Raw genomic sequence first — 11,340 nt, 5'->3', positions numbered from 1 at the left:
TTTGAACCCTCGCGCCGCTATTAACGACCTGCACCCTTTCCAGGGGTGTCCCTTCAACCTCTTGGGTACTTCTCCAGATAGTTGATTCTAATAATCTATATAATGATCGGCGGCACGAATGCCTAGCGGAGAGAGTGGGATTCGAACCCACGCGCCCTTTCGGACAAACGGTTTTCAAGACCGCCTCGTTATGACCACTTCGATATCTCTCCGAATGTGTGTCCATTTCCTTGTCATCTTTGATGTTTGCCTGACGACAAAAGCTATTCTAACAAAAAGGATTACTATTGTCAACACATTTTTACACAATTTTTATTTTAATTTTTTCAAATGAGAAAAAGCCCATTTTATCATGGTTCCGGGCTTTTTCTCATTTGCATTGAATACAGTTTTTTTTCAAAATTGTGCTCAAAATTATTTAATTGTTACAACTATTTCTACTATTTGATTTTGTATATCTTCTACCCTTGCATGTTTTTCCGACAAAATATAACTCCCAGTCAGTCATATGGTTTTCCCTATTTGTAATCAGAACGACTTTAGCATCATTCTCCGAATAGGTCACTTCTCTCTGCCATTTATAGAAATCCGGTCCATCTCCCAGATTCCTTACATAACCCATCAGCCGTTTCAGACAATAAGCCGTCTCCTTCACATCTGTCAGGCAGTCATTCGCATAGAAACCTGTCCAACTGGATTCTGATAATGCAGAACAGTTTCAGCGTCTGATCTTCCTAAACTTTATAAAATAAAAAATCCTGTTCCGGCAGCTTTTCTGTCGTCCGAAACAGGATTTTCTTTTTTAATTTTTACAGATTTATATCATCTAACAACATGTCTGCATAAATACCGCCAAGTTCTCTTAACCCTCTGGCGATCATGGATGCGAAATTCACAGCACCGTCATAACGAAGGTGGGTATTATCCTCGGATTTCTCCGGATGATTCTTATACTCGCCCTCCGGGAAGAACATATACCATCTTCTGCTGTTCTTCTCTCCGGCTTTTTTCAGCTCCATACGGCTCATGCTGTAAAGATCCACCAGAGGAACATTATTTTTCTCCGCGGTCTGCTTCATGGCAGCCACATAATCGGAATGTGCTCCGATCCCCAAGTGTTTCTCATCCATAAAGCATCTGCGCTCTAAAGGAGTGATCAGCACCGGATAGGCGCTATGATCTCTTGCCACACGGATAAAGGTTTCGAGATTCTCCATGTAAGTGGAAAAAGGCTCTGTATATCTGGTGGGATCCTCTTTTTTCTCGTCATTGTGTCCAAACTGGATAAACAGGAAATCCCCTGCACTAATTTTCTCCTCTATGGCTTTCAGTCTCCCCTCGTCCATAAAGCTTTTGGTGCTTCTGCCGTTCTTGGCATGATTGCTTACCTGATATTCCGGCTTTACAAATAAAGGAAATACCTGACCAATGCCTGTCTGCGGATAGGTCGTGTAGTCATTGGTCTGGACCGTGGAATCTGCAGCCCAAAAAATTCTGTTCATTTCTGCCCTCATTTCTGCGCTTCCCCTGCGCATCTGTCATCCTGCAATGTAGGAAACATGTTTTCGGATTTCTCTGGAAATACAACACAAGGGAAACCGAAGTTTCCCTTGTCTAAGTCTAAGTACGTGCGAGAAGAAAATCACTCCTTAACAGCGCCGATATTAACACCCTTTACGAAGTATTTCTGCAGGAAAGGATACAGTGCCATGAAAGGAAGGATTGCACATACGATCGCTGCATAGAACAGAGTGTTCTGGGATACCGAATACTGTGTAGTAGGGGTATCACCATCCATGATCATATTACGTAACTGATACTGGAAGTTAACCTGATCAGGATTGGTAATATAGATCTTAACGGTAGAATAGTCATTCCATACGGTAACTGCGAACATCAGACCGATGGAAGCCAGAGCTGCTTTGGACAGAGGAAGCACGATCTTGAAGAAGATTCCCATAGGGGAACATCCGTCGATCTCAGCCGCCTCGAACAGGCTGGCAGGTATTCCTTCGAAGAAGTTACGCATCAGTACCAGATTGTACACGTTCATACCATGCTTCACCACCAGGATCCACATGCTGTTAACCAGGTGTAACTGCTTCATTACCAGGTACTCGGGGATCATACCACCGGAGAAGATCATGGTAAACAGAAGGAAATATGCGAAGAAGTTACGTCCGGGCATATCAAACTGGATCAGTACATAGCCACCCAGGGTGGACAGGAGCAGGCCAAGGAAAGTACCGAGCACAGTTGTGATAACGGAGTTGATGAAAGGTCTGTACAGTCTCTGGGTATGAATGATGGTCTTATAGCCATCTAAGGTAAAATCCTCCGGCCACAGTCTGAACTGATATACACCCACAGCATTGAAGGAATCTACTACTACCTTCCAGATAGGTACCAGTACCAGGAGGCCGATCAGAATAAATACGATGTAGTTTACAATATCGAATACATGAACCTTTTTCTTAGGTTTACGATAAGCTGTCTTTGCCACGTTTAACACCTCCTATACAATGCCACGGCCACGGGTCTTCTTACTTGCCCAGTTACATATCAGTACCAGGACACAGCCAACCAGGGACTTGAAGAGACCAACTGCTGTAGAGTAACCATAGTTCGGCAGAGCGATTGCGAATGTCTGACGATAAATATAAGTAGAAATAACATCAGATACGCTGTATACCGCATTGTTATACAATACGAATACGGACTCGAACATGTTCATAACCTTAGCAAGGTTCAGGATCAGTACGGTGATGATTGTGTTAGCCAGTGCAGGCAGCGTTACGAAACGCATCTTCTGCATACGGGTTGCACCGTCGATATCCGCTGCTTCATACAACTCCGGGTTGATACCTGCCAGAGTAGCCAGGAAGATAATGGTTCCCCAACCGGTCTCTTTCCAGATATTGATAAGGTAGAAGATCGGTCTCCACCATGCAGTGCTTGCCAGGAAATAAATTCCCTTGGCATCCGGTGCCAGAATGCCCCAGTCACGCAGCAATCCATTTACCAGACCGGTAGAGGAAGGAGACAGGAACAAGCTGAAGATAGATGCAACTACTGCCCATGACATAAAGTGGGGCAGATATATGATAGTCTGCAAAGTTTTCTTTGCAAAGAGATTTCCCATTTCATTTAAGAAGATTGATACGATAACCGCAGTGAAGGTCGTGATCAATAACTTCATAATACTCAGTTCCAATGTGTTTCTGAATGCACTCCAGAACGCATCGGTCTTAAACATACTGTAAAAATGCTTCAGTCCTACAAAAGTAGGAGCACCTACGGGCTTGTAATCGTAGAATGCATAACGAATACCAAGCATGGGCCAGTAATACATGATCAAAATGAACACAAATACAGGCAGGAACATCAAATAATAGCCTCTGTTATTCCAGATCCTAAGACCAAGAGGCTTGTGACGTACTTCTACGCCGGTGGATGTGGTGATTTTCTTTTTCTTGCTCATACCATCCCTCTTCCTTTCGACTTCATCTCACACATTCTTTTCTCTCTAAAATATCCTGTCCCATGGGTTTTTGCATCCCGGCGGGACAGGATAAGTATATCATGTTTTTGTAGCTTCTGCTACTATATTGCAGATATTATTACTGATTCAGTTCAGCTAAGCACTGATCAATGATGGAGCCAACAGTGTCAACGTAGGTCTGCATAGCTGCATCTACATCGCCGCCATCTACTACTACGGAAGTGATAGCTGCCAGCTTAGCATCATAGATGGTGCCGGACTCGTTGGTGTAGGTCTCAGAGGTAGGAGACTGAGGAGCATCCTTACAGTTCTCGGTGAAGAACTTGTTACCTTCTGCAGCCAGGCTGGAAATATCGTTAAAGCCGTTGTCCAGAGAGCAGATAACCAGAGCGGGATCCATAGCATTCTTCTTCCATACGGAGTTAGGATCGTTAGGAGACTGCTTTAAGTGGAACGTACCGTCTTCGTACTCGTAAGACTTCTCTTTGTCAGTACCTGCATTGATGGTGAAGCTTTCAGCCTTGGTAGACCAGTGAACATCCTCTGCACCGTAGGTCCACAGAGTCTGAACCTTATCGCCATCCATCATGGTCTCGATGAATGCATCGAAGATAGCCTGCTCACGGGAGTTGTCTCCGTCACCGTCATCAATGATAACCCATACAGGAGCTTCTCTGTTCAGGTAAGCGCCAACCTCAGCGATAGGAGCCAGCTCAACCAGCTTGTCGTCAACACCGTTCTTGATCAGGTTATCGGTCAGAGTCTGATACCAGGAACCTGCCCAGTAAGTGAATACACCTGAAGAACCGGTCTGATCGTTGGAGAACCATTTCTCACGAGCGATCTTGGTGGAAGCGGTCAGGGTCTCAGGATCGATAGCGCCATCCTTGTAAGCCTGCTGTAATCTTAACAGAGCTGCCTTGGTAGCATCGGTCTGGAATCCATCGTACCAGGTACCGTTGTCATCCTGCAGGATTGCGGGATAAGAATCCTGCCAGAACTCAGGCAGATAGTTTACGTAAGGAGCTTCGTTACCAACGAAACCAGCTGCGATAACACCATAGGTATCACCGGTTACACCGTTACCATCGGGATCTTCGTTGTGGAACTTTAACAGCATGTTGTAGTAATCATCATAAGTCTTGATGTCTTCAGCCTTCAGGCCAACTGCATCTAACCATGCCTGCTTAACATAGGTAACACATCCATTACCATAGGTAGGAGCGAAACCATACAGATGACCTTCCTCATCCTTCAGGTTCTCGTTGATCTCAGGCAGGATCAGGTGAGACTGGAATTTAGCGTTTGCATATGCTTCAGACATATCCCACAGCAGACCGGTAGGTGCATACTGCTTGAACATATCTGCACTCATGATCATTACATCAGGATAGTCACCGCCTGCGAACAGACGACCCACTGCATCGGTATAACCGGAGTGGTCTAACTGCTGGATGTTCATCTTAATAGGATGACCGATTGCTTCGGATACTGCATCATCCCACTGCTGAACGAATTCAGCCTGGCCGTTATCAACGGTTGCGGTCAGAGTACCATTAACTACTACGTTAATCTCCTCCAGATTGTAAGCTTCGGTGGAAGCCTCGGTAGAAGCTGCTGCGCTGTCAGTTGCTGCTGCGCTCTGTGCAGGAGCATCGTTGCTGCTTCCGCATGCTGCTAAGGAAGCTACCATAGCAGATGCTAAAAGTACGGATAATACTTTTCTCTTCATTTTGTTCCTCCCTAAAAATTTGGAATCATGATTTGTCGTGGGGTCATTCCCTTGACTTGCCCTCACCTTACCATCCATCACTCGGAAAAACAAGTTACAATTTTTGCGTTCGGGTGCAAATTTTGACCACCGGTTCTGCAAACCCTTGATTTTACTGCATTCTTTGAAAGTACTTACATTTGATATTTTTAAATTTGAAAGTGGTTACATCTTGCTTCCTTTGTAAGTAACTGATACAATAGACATGGTTTATTCGTTATATTATCTAAAAAAATTGAGACACGGGAGTGATCATGAATGATTTTTAATAAAAAAGACACCCTTAATGATACAAATTATACAAGCCACAACAGTACATTAATGCTAAAAATGGTAACCTCTTACAGTATTTTCCTGCTGATCATTCTGGTTTTGTTCATCTTTTTATACCGTTCTACAATAAATAACGCACGTGATTCTTACGATCAGCAGAACGAGACAACCCTGATCAGCAATGCAGAGCTGTTTGAAAGCGATCTGAACATTATGGAGGTATATTGCCGGCAGCTTTTGCAGAACGACACCTTCCGTAAGGTCATGAATTACCATAATACCTACTATCCTTTTACGGAGATGGGGAATGAATTACAGAATTCCCTGGCGACAAATGTATATGCAGAGGCGCTTCTACCGTTAAAAGAGTCCTTTGTCTATTTTCCGGAGACAGACTATGTATTGAATCCTACTTATTTTATATCCGCAAAGCGGTTCTATAACTGGATCCAGAAGTACTCTTCTACCGAAAAGGAACTGTGGCACTCCTACATGACGGAACCGGAATACAAGAACCGCTTTCTTCCCATGGATCAGTTCATGCCAAATTACAGCGAAAAATACTATATGTATATCATCGATCTGAACGATCTCTACTATATGGATGCCAACGCGAAGGTCTGCTTTATCTTCGAACAGGATAAAATGGCGGATCTGTTCGACTGTGTACAGATGGATGGTGATAATTTTCTGGCTGTGACCGCGTCAGATACCTCCACTGTGCTTACGATAAATGCCCCGGACAGCATTTCCGCAGAAATGCTGGATTCCCTGGACTTTAATAAGGGATATGCCCAGGTTCGTCTGAACGGTCAGACTTTTACTTTAGGGAAATATACTTCTGATAACACCAATTATTCTTATTATTTCAGTTTTCCTCCCTATAAAGTGACCGGAGGGCTTGGAGGCACACAGTTATTTTTCATTTTACTGGCAATGTGTGCACTGGTGATCGGCGGTTCTCTGGTATATTATTTTTCCCGTCGGAATGTACGGCCTATTATTGAACTCGGTCAGGAGCTGCAGACTGCTGTGGAAGTACAGAAGAATCTGCAGGAGGTCGTGGACAGCCAGCGTCCCATTATCTGTACCTCTTATGTCAGACAGCTTTTGTCCGGTACCGCCACTTCCGAAGACGAAGTGACTTATATGGAAAACTATCTGGGAATCACTGCTTCTTCTTATTATAATGTGTTATATATTGTGTACTATAATAACTTTGGCGATAATGTAGAAAACGCTCTTCCCGGCGGCGTGGAATCTGTCGAGGAGCTGGAGCAGATCATTGAGTCCGCACTGGAGAATTTCTTCGGTACACCTCTTTTCTACTTCAGCCCTTCGGACCGGACCTATTCCGTTCTGCTGCACTGTTCCGAAGAAGAGGGAAATGATCTGATCCTGAAGATCAACAATTGTATTTTACGACTTCATGATTATCTGCTGGATACTTACGACATCTGGCTCTTCGCCGGTATCGGTCGCAATACGGATTCCCTGATGAATGTATGGGAATGCTATCAGCAGGCCTCCGAAGCCGTAAGTTATACGACGAAGAACTATATTTTCTTCCCGTATGAATTTATTAAGAAGGATTCCAACGTGTTCTATTATCCGCCGGAGATCTCAACGAAGCTGATCCACTTCATCTCCACGGGCAATACGCCGCAGGTATTGGAGATGTTCAACCTGATCCATCAGGAGAATATCGAGGAACGTACCCTGCCGGTCAACCTGTTAAAGTACCTGCTGTCAGATATCCGCAACACTTTATTAAAAGCAAGATTCGAGTTGCCTCAGGATGCGGATCCCGAAGCTGTAAAGGTGCTGGATGAACGTTTCAATGAGCACCTGACCTTCAAATTGTGCGAAGATCTTGCATTATCCCTGTGTAATCTCTTCAGTAATAAAGAGGATGACAACACCTTATCCTCTACCATCGAGAAATATATTAAGGACAATTATAAAGATCCTTCGTTGGGCTTAAACAAGATTTCAGATGAATTTCAGATCTCCGAGAGTTATTTTTCCCATATGTTCAAGGAAAAGACCGGGGTCAACTTCTCCACTTATCTGGAGAATATCCGCATGACGGAGGCTGCCAGACTGATCAAGGAGACTGATATCAGCTTAAATGAACTGTATATCGCTGTGGGATATAATAATTCCAATACTTTCCGACGTGCATTCAAGAAAGTATACGGAGTAACTCCCAGTGCCATGCGGGAGAAATAGTATAAAGCAGAGTGCTAAGAAAAGATAGAACTATATAAAAGCAGCCGGGGCACGGAGGATTTAATCCTCCAGAAATGCCTCGGCTGTCTTCATATCTTCCGGTGTCGTGATCTTAATATTCTGATAAGAAGCTTCCACAAGCTTTACGCGGGACTCCGTAAACATCTCCACCACGCTGGCATCGTCCGTTATCTGAATGCCCTGCTCCTGCAGCTTTGGTAGCCTGTTTTGCAGCCTCTCATATGCCTGTAAAATCAGGCTGGTCTCAAATACCTGCGGAGTCTGAATATTCCAGACGGTCCTGCGGTCCGGTGTGGACAGTGCAAATCCCTCTCCATCACTGATCTTAACAGTATCCTTGCTCTGTACCGCTGCTACGCACGCCCGGTACTGCACCGCTGCCGCATAGGTGTCTTCCAGAATTTTCTCTGTCAGGAAAGGTCTTGCGCCATCATGGATAAACACATAGCCGTGCTCATTCGGACGCTTAAGGCGGCCGTCTGCGATCAGCTGCAATGCCCTGCTCACAGAGAGATACCGTTCCGCTCCGCCGGAAGTAATAATATTCACCTTCGTAAAATGGTATTTCTGCACGATTTCATCCCGGACATAAGGAATATCCTGTTCCGAAGTCACCAGAATACAGTCATCTATAATCTTTGACTCTTCTACCGCATGCAATGCATGCCAGATCAGAGGTCTGCCCTTTAACGGAAGGAATTGTTTTGCCACTGCGGAATGCATCCTGCTTCCGCTGCCCGCTGCGAGGATAATGGCGGTACAACGCGGTTTTTCCTTGTTCTCATCCTCTTTTTCTGTTTTATATGCTACAAAATCTTCTGTTAAATACTCTTCTGCTACTCTGTCTATCATATTTATGTCAGTCTTTCTATATTTAAGATGTCGGGGTCAAAAGCCCCCCGACTTTGATGCCTACGGATTGCTCCGTGCTACGCTCTCCCAATTTTAAATTCGGAACCGCATTCAGGTCATAGCCGCTGCGTACACCCTTGATATATTCATAATAGCCCGCCACACCGATCATCGCTGCATTGTCTGTACAGAAAATAGGTGAAGGGTGATAAAATGCAATATTTCGTTTGCCGCACTCTTCTTCAAAGGCTGCCCGCAGAGAGGAATTGGATGCCACGCCGCCGGCAATGGCGAATTTGTTCAGACCATAGGCTTTCACAGCATGCAGTGAATGGCTTACCAGCACATCTACCACCGCTTTTTGGAAAGAAGCAGCCACATCCGCCTGATTATAGCTCTCACCCTTCATCTGACAGCCGTTTAGGTAATTCAGCACTGCTGATTTCAGACCACTGAAGCTGAAATCGTACTCGTTTTCCGCTACTGCCGCTCTGGGAAAATGAATCGCATCGGGATTACCCTCCTTCGACACCTTATCAATCTTAGGTCCGCCGGGATAGCCCAGCCCGATGGCACGTGCCACCTTGTCAAAAGCCTCACCCGCCGCATCATCCCTGGTCCGTCCGATGATCTCATATTCTCCGTAATCCTTGACCACCACCAGATGGGAATGTCCGCCGGAAGCCACCAAACAGATAAACGGAGGCTCCAATTCCTTATTTTCTATAAAATTAGCACTGATATGTCCCTCAATGTGATGAACACCTACCAGGGGAATCCCGGTAGCAAAGCTGATGGCTTTGGCTTCGGATACCCCCACCAGAAGTGCCCCCACCAGTCCCGGTCCATAGGTCACCGCGATCGCCGTGATATCATCAAGTGTCACATGGGCATCGACAAGTGCCTGCTCAATGACCTGGTTGATCTTCTCGATATGCTTCCGGGATGCGATCTCCGGCACCACGCCGCCATACAACGTATGTAAGGCAATCTGAGAAGAGATCACATTGGAAAGTACCTCTCTGCCGTTTTTTACCACCGATGCCGCTGTCTCATCACAGGAACTCTCGATCCCCAAAATATAAATGTCTTTTTGTTTTTCTGTCTCTGTCATTTTTTTGCCTGCTTTGTTCTAATTATTGTATGTTTATTCTAATTATTGTCTGTCTGTTCCAGCTTACTGTTCAACTGATCCGCCGTTTCCCAACCGTATATCTTCCATCTGCGGCTGTCATCCCTGCGTAAGAGATATACCATAACGGTAGAAGTTTTTTTGCCGTTTTCCGTCATGGTATAGCCACAGGAAATTCTTGCAAAAGAATATCCGTCTACCGAATAATAGTCCACATTTGTGCTGGGTGCAAGAGAAACACTTGTTATCTTTCTCTTGTTGTCCTTATAGTTCTGCACCTCACCCTGCAACCGGATAAGATAAGTATCTTCGTCATTGTTTTCCTGAAGTTCTTCGTCAAATAATTGCAGTGATTTTCTGCCAAGATCCTGAAGCTCTTCCGCCGTACATTCTTCATTGTAAAAGCACTTCATCAGATCATTGTAATATTTGATCACTTCCTTGGGCGTGGCGGGATAATCATTGTCCAGATCCCTGGAAAGTGCCGTATCCACCTCCGACATGACCGCTTCCTGCTGCTCAGTGCGGTGTGTTCCGGACAGATACGCATAATATCCTACCACCAGCACGAGTAAGAAGATGAACAAGACTGTGATCTTAGTCACGGATGTGTTGGTTTTCTTCATAAGATTGCTCACTCTCCCTCATCAAATTTCAGTTCCATGGTCCAGCCATCCTTAGCCGCATAAGCCGCCGGAAATATCTTCCGCACATCCTCCATGAATTCCTCCGGTCTGGTCATGGACGGGCTGTAGTGGGTCAGCCATAATTTCGGAACCTCTGCTTCTTTTGCAATCTTCGCTGCCTCGTACATGGTCATGTGCTTGTGCTCTCTGGCTTTCACCAGCTTGTCCGGCTCCCCGTACATGCCTTCGAGGATCAGCAGATCCGTACCTTTGGCATTCTGTCGGATGCTCTCCGTAGGTCTGGTATCGGTGCTGTAGGTTACTTTCAGCCCCTTGCGTTCCGCTCCCAGTACCATATCCGGTGTAAATACTCTGCCGTTCTCTTCCAGGGTCTCTCCTTTTTGTAGTCGACTCCAGAATCTCATGGGGATTTCCTGCTCCATGGCTCTGTCTTTGTCAAATCGACCTGCGCGGTCAATCACCATACTGTAGCCGTAACAGAGAACATTATGATTTACTTTGAAAGCTTCCAGCCGAAAACCTTCAAAAGAAAAAGTCTGGGCATTTTCCGTGATCTCCAGACATTTTACCTCAAAAGGCAACTCCGGTGCGATCACACGTAAAGAAGCCACTACTTTGGTAAGACCTTTCGGTCCGATCAATAATAACGGTTCTGTCCGCTCCGCATTTCCCATGGTCAGAAGCATCCCCGGCAGACCGCTGATGTGATCCGCATGGAAATGAGTAAAACAGATAATATCAATGGGGTTGGGACTCCATCCCTTCTGGCGCATGGCAATCTGAGTCCCCTCTCCGCAATCGATCAGAATACTTTTTCCATTATACCGCATCATCAGGGAAGTCAGCCACCTGTAAGGCAGGGGCATCATTCCACCGGTTCCCAATAAACAAACGTCTAACATTCTTCCTC

General features: G+C 45.4%; 9 protein-coding genes and 1 tRNA gene. 1 reads left to right on the top strand and 9 read right to left on the bottom strand.

Annotation, left to right across the window (positions count from 1 at the left end; translation table 11 throughout):
- Positions 1–126: 126 nt before the first annotated feature.
- The 5 genes from ACTRDR_RS11635 to ACTRDR_RS11615 all read right to left on the bottom strand — a co-directional run bounded on the left by ACTRDR_RS11635 (position 127) and on the right by ACTRDR_RS11615 (position 5,234).
- Positions 127–212, bottom strand: a tRNA-Ser gene (locus ACTRDR_RS11635).
- A 597-nt stretch (positions 213–809) separates the two neighbouring features.
- On the bottom strand, positions 810–1,502 hold the full coding sequence (locus ACTRDR_RS11630; protein WP_440527687.1) for a rhamnogalacturonan acetylesterase: 693 nt from the start codon (positions 1,500–1,502) through the stop codon (positions 810–812).
- 140 nt (positions 1,503–1,642) lie between these two features.
- On the bottom strand, positions 1,643–2,503 hold the full coding sequence (locus ACTRDR_RS11625; RefSeq protein WP_117467057.1) for a carbohydrate ABC transporter permease: 861 nt from the start codon (positions 2,501–2,503) through the stop codon (positions 1,643–1,645).
- Between the two features lie 12 nt (positions 2,504–2,515).
- Positions 2,516–3,481, bottom strand: coding sequence for an ABC transporter permease (locus ACTRDR_RS11620; protein WP_440527686.1), 966 nt, complete (start codon positions 3,479–3,481; stop codon positions 2,516–2,518).
- 139 nt (positions 3,482–3,620) lie between these two features.
- Positions 3,621–5,234, bottom strand: a complete 1,614-nt coding sequence (locus ACTRDR_RS11615; RefSeq protein ID WP_440527684.1) for an extracellular solute-binding protein — start codon at positions 5,232–5,234, stop codon at positions 3,621–3,623.
- Between the two features lie 297 nt (positions 5,235–5,531).
- Between ACTRDR_RS11615 and ACTRDR_RS11610 the strand changes: the two genes are divergently transcribed.
- Positions 5,532–7,778: a helix-turn-helix domain-containing protein gene (locus ACTRDR_RS11610; RefSeq protein ID WP_440527682.1), complete on the top strand. Its 2,247-nt coding sequence runs from the start codon at positions 5,532–5,534 to the stop codon at positions 7,776–7,778.
- Positions 7,779–7,838: 60 nt separating this feature from the next.
- Here the strand turns inward: ACTRDR_RS11610 and ispD are convergent, their stop codons facing one another.
- The 4 genes from ispD to ACTRDR_RS11590 are packed head-to-tail and all read right to left on the bottom strand — an operon-like array spanning position 7,839 to position 11,332.
- On the bottom strand, positions 7,839–8,651 hold the full coding sequence (gene ispD, locus ACTRDR_RS11605) for a 2-C-methyl-D-erythritol 4-phosphate cytidylyltransferase (protein ID WP_440527680.1): 813 nt from the start codon (positions 8,649–8,651) through the stop codon (positions 7,839–7,841).
- Positions 8,652–8,673: 22 nt separating this feature from the next.
- The gene (gene tsaD, locus ACTRDR_RS11600; RefSeq protein ID WP_440527678.1) at positions 8,674–9,765 is read right to left on the bottom strand and encodes a tRNA (adenosine(37)-N6)-threonylcarbamoyltransferase complex transferase subunit TsaD; all 1,092 of its coding nucleotides are present in this window, start codon (positions 9,763–9,765) and stop codon (positions 8,674–8,676) included.
- Between the two features lie 38 nt (positions 9,766–9,803).
- Positions 9,804–10,409: a DUF6715 family protein gene (locus ACTRDR_RS11595; protein WP_176865425.1), complete on the bottom strand. Its 606-nt coding sequence runs from the start codon at positions 10,407–10,409 to the stop codon at positions 9,804–9,806.
- Between the two features lie 8 nt (positions 10,410–10,417).
- Entirely contained in the window at positions 10,418–11,332 is a 915-nt protein-coding gene (locus ACTRDR_RS11590) for a ribonuclease Z (protein WP_176865423.1), read from the bottom strand.
- Positions 11,333–11,340 lie beyond the last annotated feature (8 nt).

This window comes from Simiaoa sp., from assembly GCF_051972595.1.
GTDB lineage: Bacteria > Bacillota > Clostridia > Lachnospirales > Lachnospiraceae > Acetatifactor > Acetatifactor hominis.
This window is presented reverse-complemented; position numbering and strand designations above follow the sequence as displayed.

Coding starts and splice junctions, on each gene's coding strand:
- ACTRDR_RS11630 (WP_440527687.1), bottom strand. CDS start 1,502: ATGAACAGAATTTTTTGGGCTGCAGATTCCACGGTCCAGACCAATGAC.
- ACTRDR_RS11620 (WP_440527686.1), bottom strand. CDS start 3,481: ATGAGCAAGAAAAAGAAAATCACCACATCCACCGGCGTAGAAGTACGT.
- ACTRDR_RS11615 (WP_440527684.1), bottom strand. CDS start 5,234: ATGAAGAGAAAAGTATTATCCGTACTTTTAGCATCTGCTATGGTAGCT.
- ACTRDR_RS11610 (WP_440527682.1), top strand. CDS start 5,532: ATGATTTTTAATAAAAAAGACACCCTTAATGATACAAATTATACAAGC.
- ispD (WP_440527680.1), bottom strand. CDS start 8,651: ATGATAGACAGAGTAGCAGAAGAGTATTTAACAGAAGATTTTGTAGCA.
- tsaD (WP_440527678.1), bottom strand. CDS start 9,765: ATGACAGAGACAGAAAAACAAAAAGACATTTATATTTTGGGGATCGAG.
- ACTRDR_RS11595 (WP_176865425.1), bottom strand. CDS start 10,409: ATGAAGAAAACCAACACATCCGTGACTAAGATCACAGTCTTGTTCATC.
- ACTRDR_RS11590 (WP_176865423.1), bottom strand. CDS start 11,332: ATGTTAGACGTTTGTTTATTGGGAACCGGTGGAATGATGCCCCTGCCT.